This window comes from Streptomyces sp. 2114.4, assembly GCF_900187385.1.
Lineage (GTDB): Bacteria > Actinomycetota > Actinomycetes > Streptomycetales > Streptomycetaceae > Streptomyces > Streptomyces mooreae.
Genome location: NZ_FYEY01000001.1, coordinates 1872289 through 1888231 on the forward strand (window position 1 = coordinate 1872289; position 15943 = coordinate 1888231).

Genomic DNA, 15943 nt, shown 5'->3' on the forward strand with positions numbered 1-15943 from the left:
ACGGCTTGATCATTCGCCGCGTGGTCGTGCGCGGCTCGATGATTCACGGCGTGGCCGTGCACTGCTCGATCGTGCACCGCGTGGTCGTTCCACCCCGGCCGCGGAGCTCGCGGAACCTGCCGCGAACGGCCCGGTCCGGCGCCCCCGGCCTGCGAGTCTACGGTCGCACGCACCACGTCTTCCGCTTCCCTCCCCAGCGTTCACACCTCCCTCGAAGCGCCGGGCACCGAAGCCCCGGCCGCGGGCGGTGAACGCACGGCACGTCTCGCCCCGCCGCGGTCCCGGCCCTTCCCGATCGATGGAAGCAGACAGCACTGACAATGCGTCCCGACCAGGCCTTCCGCGCGCGGGCCGGAGGTTATCCACAGGCCGGAGGAATCGCTCTCGCCCTCGGCCCGAAATCCGCTACGGTGAGCGACATCGTCACTCTCAGTAATCAATCCGCGTCGATGAGGAGCACGGCATGCACATCCCCACGCCCGAACAATCCGCCGCGGCGGAGGCCTTTGCGACCGGCGCGCATCTGGTGATCCAGGCCGGCGCCGGGACCGGCAAGACGACCACCCTCGCGATGCTCGCCCGCACCGCGCGACGGGAGGTCCGATCAGGCCGGTACATCGCTTTTAACAGAGCGGTCGCGCGCCATGCCGCGCGGACCTTCCCCGCCGAAGTGTCCTGCGGAACCGCCCACTCCCTCGCCTACACCGCCGTGGGCAAGCGCTACCAGGCACGTATGAACGCCCCCCGGCGAGCAGGATGGCGCACGGGCGCCGCCCTGGGCATCAACGAGGACATGACCGTCCCCATCGGCGCACGCAAGGTGACCCACAAGGCGCTCTCCTACACGGTCCTGCGCACCGTCACCCGCTTCTGCCAGTCGGCCGACCAGGAGATCGCGTCCCATCATGTCCCACCGCCGCGCGGAGCCGAATCCGCGCCGCTGCACGCACAACTCGCCGCTCTCGTCCTGCCCTACGCGCGCAAGGCCTGGGCCGACCTGCAGCATCCGGACCACGGCGTCGTCCGCTTCGAGCACGACCACTACCTCAAGATGTGGGCGCTGAGCGAGCCCGTCATCCCGGGGGATTTCCTGCTCCTGGACGAGGCGCAGGACACCAGCCCTGTGGTCGAGCAGGTCTTCACGGCCCAGCGCGACCACGCACAACTGGTGCTGGTAGGAGACTCGGCCCAGGCCATCTACGGCTGGCGCGGCGCCCGCGACGTCATGACCGGGTTCGACGGCAGACAGCTCAGCCTCTCCCGGTCGTTCCGCTTCGGCCCGGCTCTTGCGGCGGAGGCCAACCGCTGGCTCACCATCGCCAGCGCGCCGATCCGGCTCACCGGATCGCCCTGCCGGGAGACGGAGTTACGCAGGGTTCCCGTGCCGGAGGCGATCCTGTGCCGGACGAATGTGGGAGCGATGGCGGAGGTCATCGGGCAGCTGGAGGCGGGCCGCCGGGTCGCCCTCGCCGGCGGCGGCCAAGCACTCAGCGCCCTCGCCCGCGCCGCATACGACCTCGAGGCCGGCCGCCGCACCGGCCACCCCGAGCTGATGCTTTTCGAGACCTGGGCCGAACTGCGCGAGTACGCGGAGTCCGACCCGGCCGGACGCGATCTGCTCCCCTTGGCGGAGCTCGTCGACGCACACGGCACGGAGGCGCTGCTGCAAGCCCTGGATCAGCTCTCACCCGAGGACTCCGCCGAGGTGACGGTGTCGACGGCACACCGGGCCAAGGGCCGGGAGTGGGCAAGCGTGCGCGTCGCGGACGATTTCACGGGGCCCGACGACCTCGACGAGCCCGGCGAGGACGGGACCCCGCTGCCCGGCCCGGTCGATCTCGACGAGGCGCGCCTGGCCTACGTTGCCGTCACCCGTGCCCGCTCGCTCCTCGACATCGGCGGACTGTCCTGGATCAACAGCCACCCCGCCGGCGACCCGCCCCCTGCCCCGCTCCCCGACCCGTGCCCTACCGGAGGAAAGCCCGCCGAACGGCCGGCGAGAGGAGCGGAAGGAACAGCGCACAGCTGGGAAAGAGGCGCCAAAGACAGGTGACGGGCCGGCCGATCGGGAGGATGCTGGAGGTGGGAGATGGGTGCCGATGCGTACGGGAAATGAGCCCCTTCAGGCACGTAGCCCGCTGAGAATCCGCTGCGGACTGGCGCTGTGGGGGTTGCTGTGGGCGATCGCCGGAACCGTGGCCTTCATCGATACCGGGCGACCTGAGTGGGCGGCGGCCTGTGCCGCGCTGGCCCTGGTGGCGGCCACCGACCTGGCCGTGGTGATCCGCCACATCCACCAGGGACCGCACTACCAGCCGGGAAGGGACATACCGCCGTACGCCCCCGACCGAGGGCGCAACGACGCGTTCGGCATACGGAACGGCCCCGGCCGGAGACGGGACAGCAGACCGTAGTCACCGCGGCGCGGGACGCGACGTCACGCTTGCGGCGAAGGCGGGGCGCCGCGCCGGCCGCGATCGGCGCGGACGGCGCGGACGGCGTGGACCGTGCGGGGGGTCGCGGACGGCGTGACTACTCCGGACCGGCGTCCGGGTGTCCCCGATCATGGTCGCCGTTGTTGCCACCGTCGCCGTTGCCCGTACCCAGTGGAAAGCGGGCGGCCTCGATGAATTCCGGGCGCGGTTCGAGAGCCGCTGCCAGCCGGAAGTGGCGCAGCGCCTCCTCGGCGCGGTCGGCACGCTCCAGGGTGCGTCCGAGCGCGAAATGCGCGAAGGCGTTGTCCGGCTCGCGTTCCAGCACGATCTGGAACTCGAGCTCCGCGGGCCGCAGTTGAGCGGCGAGGAAGAAGGCACGGGCGCGCAGCAGCCGGGCCGCGGTGTTCTCGGGGTGCGCGGTGATGACCGAGTCCAGCAGCCGGATCGCCCCGCGTGGGTCGCGGGCCGCCAACAGCTGCTCCGCGGCGCGGAAGTCGATGACATGCGTCTCGGGGCTGGTCTCGGGCACGGCTGCTCCTCTCCGTCGCCGTCGGCGCATGCACCGTCCACGGACCGTCCGGCGTTACCTGCTGCACAACATTCCCGTCGGCCGCGGCATTCCCTGGCCGGCACGGCTTCAACCGGGGGGCTTCCGGCCCCCTGTGCGAGCACAGCCGACCGGGCCGGCGGAGGAGCACCGCCGACCGCTCACTACCGGTCCGGCGCTCGCTACCGGTCCGCTTCCCTACAGACTGATGTGGTACGCCTTGCGCAACGTCTCGTGTACGGTCCACCGCGTGCGGTCGCCCTCGCGCAGCACGCAGGCATCGCCGGGTCCCACCTCCAGCACGGAGCCGCCCTCGACCTCGATGGTGGCGCGCCCGCTGACGACCACGAACAGCTCATTGGCCTCGGTGTCCGTCACCACACCCGGTGTGATCTGCCAGATTCCGCGGAGCTGCCGCCCGTCGGGGGATTCCCACAACACTTTGCCCGTCACCACCGGCTCACCCGCGACGATCTGCGAGGGGTCCAACGGGTCAGGTTCCAGATCGGCATCCGCGATGCCGGGGATGTTGACCACGAACGAGGCGGGCGCCGGGTCACCGGCAACGGGCGGCGCGGCGGACTCGGCAACCGAGCCGGGGCCGGAGCCCGGCTCCGTGGTACCGGCGGGCCCGGTCGCGGAGTTCGTGGCGTCAAGATCGGAAGCAGCAGTCATGGCGGCGAGGTTACCCTCCGGCCTCAGTCGCTCCGCAGTCGCTCCCATACGGCGCGGACCTGGGGTTCCAGCGCGTCCAGCGGCCCGTCGTTGTCGATGACGAGATCCGCGACGGCCAGCCGCTGTTCGCGGGTGGCCTGGGCCTCCATCCGCGAGGTGGCCTCCTCCTCCGCCATGCCGCGCAGCCGCACCAAGCGGTCCAGCTGGGTCTGCTGCGCGGCGTCGACCACGACCACCAGGTCGTAGAGCGGTGCCAGGCCGTTCTCCGTCAGCAGCGGGACATCGTGCACCACCACCGCGTCCGGCCCGGCCGAGGCTTCGAGTTCGGCCGACCGCGCCCCCACCAGCGGGTGCACAATCGCATTCAGCGCCTTCAGCTTCCCGGGGTCGGAGAACACGATCCGGCCGAGCTTCGGCCGGTCCAACGTGCCGTCCGGCGCGAGTACGTCGCTGCCGAACTCCTCGACCACTGCCGCCAGTCCCGGCGTACCCGGCTCGACGACCTCGCGTGCGATCTTGTCCGCGTCCACCACCACCGCGCCGTACGACGCCAGCAAGCGCGAAACCTCACTCTTGCCCGCACCGATTCCGCCGGTCAGCCCCACCTTCACCATGGGCCCACGCTATACGCTGCGCGCGGACGGCAGGAGTGCAGGAGACAGCTCCGGCCTGCTCCCCTCCGGCCTCCCTCATGCCCGGCCTCCCTCATGCCCGGCCTCCCTCATGCCCGGCTTCACTCACGTCCCGGCTCACACATGCCCCTCCCCCTCACCCCCGGCAGGTTCCGGCTCGCTCAGGCCCCGCCGGCGCCGCCGTCGCCCTCGCGCTCCGCCAGGAAGCGCTCGAACTCCCTGCCGATCTCATCGGCCGACGGCAGGTCCACCGGCTCGGCCACCAAGTTCCCCCGGCTCTCCGCCCCGGCCACCGCGTCGTACTGGTGCTCCAGCCCGCGGACCAGCGCGACCAGTTCCTCATCGCCCTCCGAGATCTGCCGCTCGATCTCCTCCTGCGTCCGCAGTGCCTCCGTACGCAGCGTATGCGCGGCGCCCGGCAACACCAGCCCGGTCGCGGCCGTCACGGCTTCCAGCGCTGTCAGCGCGGCATCCGGATAGGCGGACCGGGCGATGTAGTGCGGAACGTGCGCCGCCACGCCCAGAACGTCGTGTCCCGCCTCCGCCAGCCGGAACTCGATCAGCGCCTCCGCGCTGCCGGGCACCTGTGCCTCGTCGAAGAAGCCGCCGTGCCCGGGCATCAGATCGGTGCGGTTGCCGTGCGGGGTGATGCCTACGGGGCGGGTGTGCGGCACGCCCATGGGGATGCCGTGGAAGTTCACCGAGAGGCGTACACCGAGGCGCTCCACGATCCCCTTCACGGCGGCCGCGAAGCGCTCCCACTCGACGTCCGGTTCGGGTCCGGACAGCAGCAGGAACGGCGCGTCGGTGGTGTCCCGTACGAGCCGCAGCTCGATACCCGGGGTCTCGTAGGCGGTCCAGCGGTTGCGCTCGAAGGTGAGTAGGGGGCGGCGGGCGCGGTAGTCGACGAGGCGGTCGTGGTCGAAGCGGGCGACGACCTGGTTCGGCAAGCCGTCGAGAAGCCGTTCAACGATCTGGTCGCCGGTCTCGCCGGCGTCGATGTACCCGTCGAAGTGGTACAGCAGCACCAGTCCGGCGGAGTCCCTGGAGGCTATCGCCTCCACCTCCGCGAGCCCGCTCGGCTCCCATTCGTACATACCCTGGGGATCCAACACAGTGACTGCTCCTCCTCGTTCTCCTCAGCGGCAACGCACGATCCGGCGCGGGCATTCCCGGTTCCCGATGAGAGGGAAGCCCCCTGCCTCGCGCATGCCCCGGCACCGGCCCGGCCCATGCTCCCGATCCGGCCCCGCTCCCGTTCCCGCTCCCCCACCGCTTCAGAAACCCGCACGCGCCTGAAGGAACCTCAACTCACCGCCGCACCGGGCGGATTCACCTCCACACACCCACCACATCCCCGGCCGGAGCGCCGCCACCGCCCCCGGCCGCCCCTGGCCGCCCCTGGCCGCCCACGCGCCTGCCGCGCGGCACGCACCGCCCGCACCCCCGCGCCTGCCCCCGGACACGACGAAGGCCCGCTCCCTTACGGGAACGGGCCTTCGTCTATCGGCTAGTGCCTACCGGCAAGAGCTCAGCTCTGGCCGCCGGCCAGCTTCTCGCGGAGCGCGGCAAGGGCCTCGTCCGACGCCAGGGCGCCGGAGTTGTCCGCCGACTCCGAGGAGTAGGAGCCGCCGCCACCGGCGTTGCCGCCGCCGGCCTGGCCGCCACCCTGCGCCGCCGGCGCCGCAGCACCCTCGGCCGCAGCCTGCTCGTCGGCCTCGCGGGACTTGATGACCTGAGCCTGGTGCTGCTCGAAGCGCTGCTGCGCCTCGGCGTACTGGTTCTCCCAGGCCTCGCGCTGGGTCTCGTAGCCCTCGAGCCAGTCGTTGGTCTCGGGGTCGAAGCCCTCGGGGTAGATGTAGTTGCCCTGGTCGTCGTAGGACGCGGCCATGCCGTACAGGGTCGGGTCGAACTCGACGGCCGACGGGTCGGCGCCGAAGGACTCGTTGGCCTGCTTCAGCGACAGCGAGATCCGGCGACGCTCGAGGTCGATGTCGATGACCTTGACGAAGATCTCGTCGTTGACCTGGACGACCTGCTCCGGGATCTCGACGTGGCGCTCGGCCAGCTCGGAGATGTGGACCAGGCCCTCGATGCCCTCGTCGACGCGCACGAACGCACCGAAGGGAACGAGCTTGGTGACCTTACCCGGGACGACCTGACCGATCTGGTGGGTCCGGGCGAACTGCTGCCACGGGTCTTCCTGGGTCGCCTTGAGCGACAGGGACACGCGCTCGCGGTCCATGTCGACGTCCAGGACCTCGACCGTGACCTCCTGGCCGACCTCGACGACCTCGGACGGGTGGTCGATGTGCTTCCAGGACAGCTCGGAGACGTGGACGAGACCGTCGACGCCGCCCAGGTCCACGAAGGCACCGAAGTTGACGATGGAGGAGACGACGCCGGAGCGCACCTGACCCTTCTGGAGGGTGGTGAGGAAGGTCTGGCGGACCTCGCTCTGGGTCTGCTCCAGCCAGGCACGGCGGGACAGGACCACGTTGTTGCGGTTCTTGTCCAGCTCGATGATCTTGGCCTCGAGCTCCTTGCCCACGTAGGGCTGGAGGTCGCGGACGCGGCGCATCTCGACCAGGGAGGCCGGGAGGAAGCCACGGAGGCCGATGTCGAGGATGAGACCACCCTTGACGACCTCGATGACGGTACCGGTGACGATCCCGTCCTCTTCCTTGATCTTCTCGATGGTGCCCCAGGCGCGCTCGTACTGGGCACGCTTCTTCGAGAGGATCAGGCGGCCTTCCTTGTCCTCCTTCTGGAGGACCAGGGCCTCGATCTCGTCGCCGACGGCAACGACCTCGTTGGGGTCGACGTCGTGCTTGATCGAGAGCTCGCGGCTCGGGATCACACCTTCGGTCTTGTAACCGATGTCGAGCAGGACCTCGTCCCGGTCGACCTTCACGATGACGCCGTCGACGATGTCGCCGTCGTTGAAGTACTTGATCGTCTCGTCGATCGCGGCGAGGAAGGCTTCCTCGTTACCGATGTCGTTGACCGCAACCTGCGGGGTGGTGGCGGTGGTCTCGGTGCTGCTCGTCATGTGGGTAAAGGCTCCGGTGCGGACATTGAAGTCGTAGGTACTGCTACGCCGAGAGCCCGTATCGCCTCTGCATAAGCCGGACAGTGTCAAAGGCGCCTTCGCCGGAAGCCCGCGGATGCCTGAGCATCCTGAGCGACCCGAGATCGCCTCAAAACCGAGGGGACATACATACAGATGCGAGCGCGGCCTGCTACGTCTGAGGCGCGCAAGCCCGCAGCGCAACTTGTAGCATACGGGGGCAGCCGGACCCGGTCAATGCGCGAACGCGCACACCGGGGGCAAACGCCCCATAACCGGCACACACGATGTTCCGCGAGGTCGAAAGGCCTCACAGTCCCTGCAGCAACAAGCAGAGCGAACCTTACGACGACGGGCGCGATGAACCAAGAGCACGAGCCGGAGGCGACTCGCCGTAACGCCTCGGACACCGAAAGCAGCCGGGCCAGCCGGGGCTGGTGGGACAGCAACGCGGACGAGTACCAGAGCGAGCACGGTGCCTTCCTCGGGGACGACCGGTTCATCTGGGGCCCGGAGGGACTGGACGAGGCGGACGCCGCGCTCCTCGGGCCGGCGGCCGAGCTGAAGGGCCGCCGGGTCCTGGAGATCGGAGCCGGTGCGGCGCAGTGTTCCCGCTGGCTGGCGGCGCAGGGCGCGCTCCCGGTGGCGCTCGACATCTCCCACCGGCAGCTGCAGCACGCCCTGCGGATCGCCGGCGGGCCGGGCGAGGACGCCCTCGGTCTGGTCGAGGCGGACGCCGGGGCGCTGCCGTTCTGCGACGGCAGCTTCGACCTCGCCTGTTCCGCGTACGGGGCGCTGCCGTTCGTCGCCGATCCGGTGCGGGTGCTGCGCGAGGTGCGCCGGGTGCTGCGGCCGGGTGGCCGGTTCGTCTTCTCCGTCTCGCACCCGATCCGCTGGGCCTTCCCCGATGAGCCGGGGCCGGAGGGGCTGTCGGTGGGTGCGTCCTACTTCGACCGCACGCCGTACGTCGAGCAGGACGAATCCGGCCGGGCCGTGTACGTCGAGCACCACCGGACGCTGGGCGACCGGGTGCGGGACGTGGTCGCGGCCGGATTCCGGCTGGAGGATCTCGTCGAACCGGAATGGCCCGAATGGAACACCCAGGAGTGGGGCGGCTGGTCCCCGCTGCGCGGCCATCTGATCCCGGGGACGGCGATCTTCGTGTGCTCGGCGGTGGCTCCTCAGCGGACCGCGTCGGCTCCCTGGCGGGCCGGCGGGCCCGGCCGGGGCGGCAGACTGGGGGCGTGATCCGCCGTGACGCCCTTGACCAGCTGCCCGTGCGCACCGCGCTGCCCGCGCTGCGCGCCGCCCTCGACGGGCCCGGTGCCGCGGTGCTGTGCGCGCCGCCGGGCACCGGCAAGACGACACTGGTGCCGCTGGAGCTGGCGGGCCTGACCGGCGAGGGGCCGAAGCGGCGGGTGCTGGTCGCCGAGCCGCGCCGGATCGCGGCGCGTGCGGCCGCGCGGCGGATGGCCTGGCTGCTGGGCGAGAAGGCCGGGGACCGGGTCGGGTTCACGGTGCGCGGGGAGCGCCGGGCCGGGCCCCGTACCACCGTGGAAGTGGTGACGACCGGGGTGCTGCTGCAGCGGCTGCAGCGCGATCCGGAGCTGGCGGACGTCGATGTGGTGGTCCTCGACGAGTGTCATGAGCGGCATCTCGACGCCGATACCTCCGCGGCGTTCCTCCTGGACGTACGGGAGACCTTGCGGCCCGACCTGCGGCTGGTGGCGGCGTCGGCCACGACGGATGCCGGGGGCTGGGCGCGGCTGCTGGGCGGCTCGGAAGGCCCGGCGCCGGTGGTCGAGGCGGCGGGTGTGTCGCATCCGGTGGAGGTCGTGTGGGCGCCACCGGAGCGGCCGGTGCGGCCGGCGCACGGGATGCGCGTCGATCCGGCGCTGCTGGCGCATGTGGCGGCGGTGGTGCGGCGGGCGCTGCGCGAGCAGACAGGTGATGTGCTGTGTTTCCTCCCCGGTGTCGGGGAGATCGGGCGGGTCGCCGGGGAGCTGGCCGGGGTGGACGCCGAGGTGCTGCAGGTGCACGGGCGGGCCCCGGCCGAGGTGCAGGACGCCGTACTGGCGGGCGGGGACGGCCTGCGCAGAGTGGTGCTGGCGACCTCGGTGGCGGAGTCCAGCCTGACCGTGCCGGGCGTGCGGGTGGTGGTGGACAGCGGGCTGGCGCGGGTGCCGCGGACGGATCATGCGCGGGGGCTCAGCGCGCTCACGACCGTGCGGGCCTCCCGGGCCGCGGGCCGTCAGCGCGCCGGCCGGGCGGGGCGCGAGGCGCCGGGGGTGGTGTACCGCTGCTGGGCGCAGGGCGAGGACGGGCGGCTGCCGGCGTTCCCCGATCCGGAGATCAAGGTCGCCGATCTGACGGCGTTCGCCCTGCAGGCGGCCTGCTGGGGCGATCCGGCAGCCGCCGGTCTCGCCCTGCTCGACGCGCCGCCGGCCGGTGCGCTGGCCGTGGCACGGGAGGTCTTGACGGCGATCGGTGCCGCGGACGAGAGCGGCCGGGCAACGGCGCGGGGTGTGCGGATGGCACGGCTCGGACTGCATCCCCGGCTGGCGCGCGCCCTGCTGGACGGCGCACCGGAGGTCGGCCTGCGCCGCGCCGCGGAGGTGGTCGCCCTGCTGAGCGAGGAACCGCCGCGGGCGTACGGGGACGATCTGGCGGCCGCGTGGCGCACCGCGCGGCGGGGCGGCGATGCGTACGCAGCGCGGTGGCGGCAGGAGGCGCGGCGCCTGGCGTCGGCGGCCGGGGAGCCGTGGGCCGGGTCGGGCGCGGAGCCCGTCGGCGGAGGAGCGGGCGCGGAGCCCGTCGGCACAGGAGCGGGCGCGGGGCCCGGTGTCGGACGAAGCCGGAGCGCCGCCGAGGGCGTGGGCGGCCGGGCCGCTGCGGTCACCGGCGGCAGGCGGAGCGGAGCCGGGAGCGGGGGCGGCACGGCGGCAGCGGTCACCGACGATGCGGTCGCCGGCCTCCTTGCCGCGTTGGCCTTCCCGGAGCGGGTGGCACGCGCCCGCGGGGGCGGGAGTTATCTCATGGCGTCGGGGACCGGCGCCGAGTTGGCGGGGGCAGGGCCGGGCCCGGGGGCGCAGGCAGGACGGGGGCACCACGCGGGTCCTTCGGACGGGGGCGGCGGATCGGGGCTGCGGGATGCGGGGTGGCTGGCGGTTGCGGTGGCGGACCGGCCGGTGGCGGCGGTGTCGGCGCGGGTGCGGCTCGCGGCGGTGATCGATGAGGACACGGCATGCGCCGCGGCGCGGGCGCTGTACTCCACCGGTGAGGAGGTGCGCTGGGCGGACGGTGACGTGGTGGCCAGGAGCGTGACCCGGCTGGGGGCGATCGAGCTGGCGTCCCGGCCGCTGGCCGCGCCCGACCCCGGGCTGCTGCGGGATGCGGTGATCTCGGGCCTGCGGCGGGAGGGGTTCGGTCTGCTGCGGTGGCCGCCGGGGGCGGCCTCGCTGCGGCAGCGGCTGGCGTTTTTGCACCGGGAGCTGGGCGCGCCGTGGCCCGATGTCTCGGACGCGGCGCTGCTGGAGCGCGTCGAGGAGTGGCTGGGGGTGGAGCTCGGCCGGGCGCGGCGGCGGGCCGACCTGGCACGGGTCGATGCGGGGCAGGCGCTGGCCCGGCTGCTGCCCTGGACGACCGGTGACGCGGCGCGCTTCGACGAGCTGGCACCGGAGCGCATCGAGGTGCCGAGTGGTTCGCGGGTGCGGGTGGATTACGAGGGTGAGCAGCCCGTACTGGCCGTCAAACTCCAGGAGTTGTTCGGCCTGCAGGAGTCGCCGCGGGTGGCCGGCGGGCGGGTTCCCGTGCTGGTGCATCTGCTGTCCCCCGCGGGGCGTCCGGCTGCCGTCACGGCGGATCTCGCCTCCTTCTGGCGGGACGGGTACCGGTCCGTGCGCGCGGAGTTGCGCGGGCGCTACCCCAAGCATCCCTGGCCACAGGACCCTTCGGCGGCCGAGCCGACCCGGCACACCTCGGCGCGGCGGGGGCGGGACTGAGCGCGGGCCCGGAGGGGCGCGGAGGCGGCTCGCTGACGTCATGTGTCCACGTTACGGGCCGGCACTGACAACGCCGTCGCCGGACGACGGCGGCGCGGGGGCGGGCGCCTTGCCGGCCACCGCGCGGGGCGGCGGCCGCGCGCTTCGAGGTGCAGGCTCAGGGCGAGCAGGGCGGCGCCGAGGAGCAGGCATCCCCAGGGGAGGTAGCGGGTGAGCAGCAGGACGAGGGTGCGCTGCGAGGTCACCAGGGCCACGGTGGAGTCGATGTAGTCGTCGCGCATCTTCACCTCGCCGGCGAACGCCGTGACCTTGCCGCCCTTGGGCAGCAGTTGGCCGCCGCGCAGCTCCTCCCGATGGATCTCCTGGCCGTTGACCGGCGCGCCGGTGACCGGCTCCACCCAGAACATCCGCTTGGTGGTGTACCAGCGGGTGGTGCCCATCTTCTCGACGGACTCGGGGGTGATGCCCTTGACCGGCATTTTCTTGGGGAACGCGACCTTGGTCCAGGGGACGGTCTGCTCGAAGTAGTAGACCTCCAGGCCGTGGAAGGTGCGGGTGCCCCTGTAGTGGATGGGGGCCGAGCTGCGGGTCTGGGCGTCGAAGTAGGCGTAGTCGCGCTTCTCGGTGAGGAACGGCCACTTGTACTCGATGCCCTCGCGGCGCACCGGGTCGCCGTCGACCATCTCGCCGGTGGCGTGCACGGGTTCCTGGGAGTGTGCGTCGAAGAGGTAGCGCTCGGGGATTTCGGAGACCATCTTGCCGTCGGGGCCCACGACGTAGGACAGCGCGTTCCAGACGACGACATCGTGGCCCGCGGACCGCTCGATGCGCTCGGAGGCGGCGACATCGCCCTTGAGGGTCTGCACGATGGTGACCTTGGGGACGCGCTCGGCCTTCATCGTCCCGTAGTTGAGGAGGGTGGCGGGCCTGGCCTCCAGGACCATGTCCTGGTACTGACCGGGCGGGATCTTGGCGAGCCGCGGAAAGGCGTACCACCGCATCAGCGGGGACAGCGCGGTGAAGAAGACGGCGAGGGCGAGCAGCACCAGGCTCGCCGGGCGGCGCATCCCTCGCGCTTCTCCGCGCCGGCCGGGGCCGGCGGTGCGGGGGGCGGCCGGAGGCGTGCGGGCGGGCTTCCCTGGGGGCTCGGTGCGGCGCATGGCGGTGGCGTCCCTCCGTCAGGGGTGCTTGGGGACGGTGGTCAGCAGCGGCTTGGGCGAGGTCGTGCCGCGGGGTGCGCCGGTCGCCGTGAGGGTGAGGACGAGCGCGAGCGCGGCGGCCAGTCCGGCCGCGGCTGCTGTCAGGGCGCGCATGGTCGGCCTCCCGGTAGCTGATACAGCGTCAGGGCGGGGGCACCGTAGCAACGGGCGGCCGAGATGAGAACACGTGACACCGCCGTCCTGCCCTGGACGGAGGGCAGGACGGCGGTGTCGGGCCGGCGCGGCGGCCGGCCCGGCTGACCGGCCGGCCGTGGCGGCGGACCGGGTGGCGCGGTACCGGACCGGTGGCGGACCGGGTGGCGCGGTACCGGACCGGTGGCGGACCGGGTGGCGCGGTACCGGACCGGTGGCGGACCGGCGGGCTCGGGAACCGGCCGGGGTGCGGTCGGGGCCCGGCCGGGGTGCGGGCCGCGGTGTGGTCAGGAACCGGCCGGGGCGACCTTCAGCTTGACGGTGAGGACGGCGCCGTCGGCGGTGGTCAGCCGCAGCAGGAACGTGCCGGCGTGCTTGTCGGTGTAGATCTTCGGGAGCTTCAGCAGGCCGTTGGCGTCCGTGGTGAGCCCGGTGAGGGTGCGGACCGGCTTGTCCTTGGCGCCGCCGGTGGCCGCGGGGTCCTTGAAGTAGGGGCCCTTGTCGTTCTCCTCGGGCTTCGGTCCTGCCGTCACCATGGTCGCGGTGATCGCCACGCCCGGCGCGGCCTCGCCCTGGTAGGTGGCCTCGACCTCGACCGCGTCCTCGGCGAAGGGCTGTCCGGCGGTCGCCGTCAGCTCCTTGTCCGAGGTGCGGGCGATCTTGTCGGCCTTCGGGGCAGGCTTGGCCTTGACGGTGGCGCCGAAGGCGACGGCGGGGGCGGTACGGCCCACGGCGGTGGCCCGGATGGTGAAGGCGCCGGCCTTGTCGCCCGCGTGCAGCGTGGGAGCGGTGGCGAGGCCGTCCTTGTCCGTCAGGACGGTGACAGAGGTGGCGTTACCGGGGAAGCGGGCGCCGGTGGACGCGGGCAGGGTGAAGCGGACGGGGGCGCCGGCGACCGCCTTGCCGGCGGCGTCCTTGGCGCGTACCCGCGGCGACGTGACGAACTCGCCGCCGGCGGTGGCGCTCAGGTCCTCGTCGCCGACCCGTTCGAGGACGGTGAGCCGGGTGGGCTCGGTCGGCGGCTTCGGGGCGGGCGGCGTCGGGGTGGGCTTCGGGGAAGGCGTGCCCGTGCCGCCCGGGGTGGGGTCGGTGCCGTGGGAAGGGCCGGGCTTGCCGGGGTGGTTCGGCTTGCCGGTCTTGCCGGAGCCCGGGTGGCGGCCCGGGGCGCCGGAGCCGTGCTGGTGCTGCGTACCGCCGCCGGTGCGGCCGCCATGGCTGCCGGTCCGGCCCGCGCCGTCGCGGTGCACCGGAAGGACGCCCCGGCCGTCCGGGACCTCGTGGGTGCCCTTGCGGTAGAACTCGTACCAGGACAGCACCGTCCGCAGGTAGTCCTCGGACGCGTTGTAGCCGAGTATCGCCCGGTCCAGGTCGTCCTGGACCGACAGATCGCGGCCGCCGGCGCAGAGGTAGTGGCCCGCGGCGAGGGCCGCGTCGAAGACGTTGTGGGGGTCCTTCTTGCCGTCGCCGTTGCCGTCGGCGCCCCAACCGGTGCCGTCGGTGCCGCCGTTGGACCAGGTGGAGGGGATGAACTGCATCGGGCCCACGGCACGGTCGTGGGTGAGGTCGCCGTCGTAGCGGCCGCCGTCGGTGTCCTTGATCAGGGCGAAGCCGTGGCCGTTGAGCTGCGGGCCGAGGATCGGCTGAAGGGTGGTGCCCTCGGCGTCGACGGCGCCGCCGCGTGCCTGGCCGGACTCGACCTTGCCGATTCCGGCGAGCAGTTGCCAGGGCAGCCGGCAGCCCGGATCGGACGCACCGACCGCCGAGGCGGCCTTCTTGTACGCGGCCAGGACGGTGGCGGGCAGACCGGCTTCGGCGGGCCCGGTGCCGAGGACGGGACCCTGGCCGGTGTGGTGCGTACCGTGCGGTGGTGCCGGCCTGTGGACGGGCGGCCGGTCGGTGAAGTACGCCGAACCACCGTCGATGGGGGTGTCGGCGGGTGGGGTGGGCTGCTGCCCCTTGGCGGCCGAGTCCTCGGTGGCGGCGGGTGCCTGAGAGGCCGTCAGGGCGGCGAGCACCACGGCCGCCACCGCTGTCGAGGCCGCTCCCCTCCGGAGCCGCCTTCGGAATGTGGCTGCCATACGTGGTTCCCCTCCGCGTTGCCCTACCGCGTCCCTGACGCGGTGTTGCGCTCCCCAGCGCTCCAACTCAGGTGACACTACGACAAGTCGGGCCCGGCATCTACCACCAACATCGGACACATAATGATCCGAATCGATCCAGGCAAGGCGCCCTGCCGTTTACGCTCAGTCATGCCGCGGCCGTGCTCCCAGACCTCCGGCGGACCGGTGCGGCGCGCGGTCCGTTGCTCTCCTCGGCGCTCGTGACCGGGCGCCTGCCCCGTGCCCGCGCCCGCGGCACCCGTCGGGCTACTCGGCCAGTGCCGGGCCGGGTTGCGGCACCGGGGCCGGGGCCGGGGCGGCGCGCCGGGCGGCCCGCAGCAGGCAGACTCCGCAGACGAAGCCGATGGCGGCCGCCAGCAGATGTCCGACCGTGGTGAAGTCGGGCAGCTCCCCGCTCCAGTCGCCGCCGAGCACCGGCCAGGCGACGACACCGGCCGCCGCGGGCCACCGCGCCCGGCGCAGCAGGAGCGCCCCGGTCGCAAGCGCCGTCTCGGCCCCGTAACTGATGCCGAAGTCGGTGGAGTGCCGGACGCCGTCCGGGTACCAGCCGTGGGCGAGAGCCACGTGGATCAACGGCACGGTCAGCAGCGTGGCGGCGAGATGCCCCAGGACGAAGAGGGCGTAGGCACGCCCCGCTCCGTACCGTCGCTCCAGCCACGCCAGGCAGACCACGACGCCGAGACCGAGCGTGATCAGCGTGCCGGCGAAGGCCTCCGAGGTGACCTCGGTCAGCGTGCCGTCGAAGAACAGCATGCTGCCGGCCAGGACACGGACCGGATGGTCCTGCAGGTTGTCCAGATTCGTACTGACGCCGAGCACCACACGCTGTGCCTCCGCGGTGGACAGCACCGCGGTGCACCAGAGATGCGTCGACAACAGCAGTCCGGCATATCCGGCCGTCACCGGGCTGCGGGAGACATAGGTGCCCAGGGCTCGGGCCGCGCGACGCATCACGGAGTGATCAAAGCAGAGCGCTTCCGAATGAACCGGATCCATGACGCGCCGGGCGACGACCGCTTTCGGGCCACCGTCGAGCGGGCCGGAATTGGCCGCAACTCGGTGCGGTGCGGGCCGGGTTGCGGCCGGACCGCCTGGCCGGGTGGGCGCGGGG

The 15943-nt window shown here is 72.7% G+C and carries 13 protein-coding genes and 1 pseudogene; 5 read left to right on the forward strand and 9 right to left on the reverse strand.

Annotated features, from left to right (window positions below):
• Positions 1-463: 463 nt before the first annotated feature.
• Positions 464-2053 carry a UvrD-helicase domain-containing protein gene (locus CFW40_RS08175; RefSeq protein ID WP_088797158.1) on the forward strand — a complete coding sequence of 530 codons (1590 nt, stop codon included), beginning with the start codon at positions 464-466 and terminating at the stop codon, positions 2051-2053.
• 46 nt (positions 2054-2099) lie between these two features.
• Positions 2100-2414 carry a DUF6343 family protein gene (locus CFW40_RS08180; RefSeq protein WP_088797159.1) on the forward strand — a complete coding sequence of 105 codons (315 nt, stop codon included), beginning with the start codon at positions 2100-2102 and terminating at the stop codon, positions 2412-2414.
• Between the two features lie 118 nt (positions 2415-2532).
• Here CFW40_RS08180 and CFW40_RS08185 read toward each other — a convergent pair whose 3' ends face one another.
• The 5 genes from CFW40_RS08185 to rpsA all read right to left on the reverse strand — a co-directional run bounded on the left by CFW40_RS08185 (position 2533) and on the right by rpsA (position 7341).
• Positions 2533-2964 (reverse strand): tetratricopeptide repeat protein, encoded by a 432-nt coding sequence (locus CFW40_RS08185; protein WP_088797160.1) that lies wholly within the window; start codon positions 2962-2964, stop codon positions 2533-2535.
• A 216-nt stretch (positions 2965-3180) separates the two neighbouring features.
• Complete coding sequence (locus CFW40_RS08190) at positions 3181-3519, reverse strand: cupin domain-containing protein (RefSeq protein WP_088801969.1); 339 nt, start codon at positions 3517-3519, stop codon at positions 3181-3183.
• 161 nt (positions 3520-3680) lie between these two features.
• Positions 3681-4271, reverse strand: coding sequence for a dephospho-CoA kinase (coaE, locus tag CFW40_RS08195; protein ID WP_088797161.1), 591 nt, complete (start codon positions 4269-4271; stop codon positions 3681-3683).
• Positions 4272-4450: 179 nt separating this feature from the next.
• Positions 4451-5404 (reverse strand): PAC2 family protein, encoded by a 954-nt coding sequence (locus tag CFW40_RS08200; RefSeq protein ID WP_088797162.1) that lies wholly within the window; start codon positions 5402-5404, stop codon positions 4451-4453.
• 416 nt (positions 5405-5820) lie between these two features.
• Positions 5821-7341, reverse strand: a complete 1521-nt coding sequence (rpsA, locus tag CFW40_RS08205; protein ID WP_033271630.1) for a 30S ribosomal protein S1 — start codon at positions 7339-7341, stop codon at positions 5821-5823.
• Positions 7342-7719: 378 nt separating this feature from the next.
• On the opposite strand from rpsA, the gene CFW40_RS08210 reads away from it, so the two are divergent.
• Together CFW40_RS08210 and CFW40_RS08215 are read left to right on the forward strand one after the other, a co-directional pair.
• Positions 7720-8607 (forward strand): class I SAM-dependent methyltransferase, encoded by an 888-nt coding sequence (locus CFW40_RS08210; RefSeq protein ID WP_088797163.1) that lies wholly within the window; start codon positions 7720-7722, stop codon positions 8605-8607.
• Entirely contained in the window at positions 8604-11360 is a 2757-nt protein-coding gene (locus CFW40_RS08215; RefSeq protein WP_088801970.1) for an ATP-dependent RNA helicase, read from the forward strand. Before CFW40_RS08210 ends, CFW40_RS08215 begins: the two co-directional genes overlap by 4 nt.
• A 38-nt stretch (positions 11361-11398) precedes the next feature.
• Here CFW40_RS08215 and CFW40_RS08220 read toward each other — a convergent pair whose 3' ends face one another.
• The 3 genes from CFW40_RS08220 to CFW40_RS08225 form a co-directional block, all read right to left on the reverse strand.
• Positions 11399-12427, reverse strand: a complete 1029-nt coding sequence (locus CFW40_RS08220) for a DUF3068 domain-containing protein (protein ID WP_176960228.1) — start codon at positions 12425-12427, stop codon at positions 11399-11401.
• Positions 12428-12538: 111 nt separating this feature from the next.
• Positions 12539-12673, reverse strand: a complete 135-nt coding sequence (locus CFW40_RS36055; RefSeq protein ID WP_107440506.1) for an SPW_0924 family protein — start codon at positions 12671-12673, stop codon at positions 12539-12541.
• A 326-nt stretch (positions 12674-12999) separates the two neighbouring features.
• Entirely contained in the window at positions 13000-14790 is a 1791-nt protein-coding gene (locus CFW40_RS08225; protein WP_088797164.1) for a lytic transglycosylase, read from the reverse strand.
• A 152-nt stretch (positions 14791-14942) separates the two neighbouring features.
• Here CFW40_RS08225 and CFW40_RS37935 point away from each other — a divergent pair.
• Positions 14943-15041 (forward strand): annotated as a pseudogene (locus CFW40_RS37935) (DUF4184 family protein); the annotation flags it as partial.
• Between the two features lie 37 nt (positions 15042-15078).
• Here CFW40_RS37935 and CFW40_RS08230 read toward each other — a convergent pair.
• Positions 15079-15783 carry a rhomboid-like protein gene (locus CFW40_RS08230; protein WP_088797165.1) on the reverse strand — a complete coding sequence of 235 codons (705 nt, stop codon included), beginning with the start codon at positions 15781-15783 and terminating at the stop codon, positions 15079-15081.
• Positions 15784-15943 lie beyond the last annotated feature (160 nt).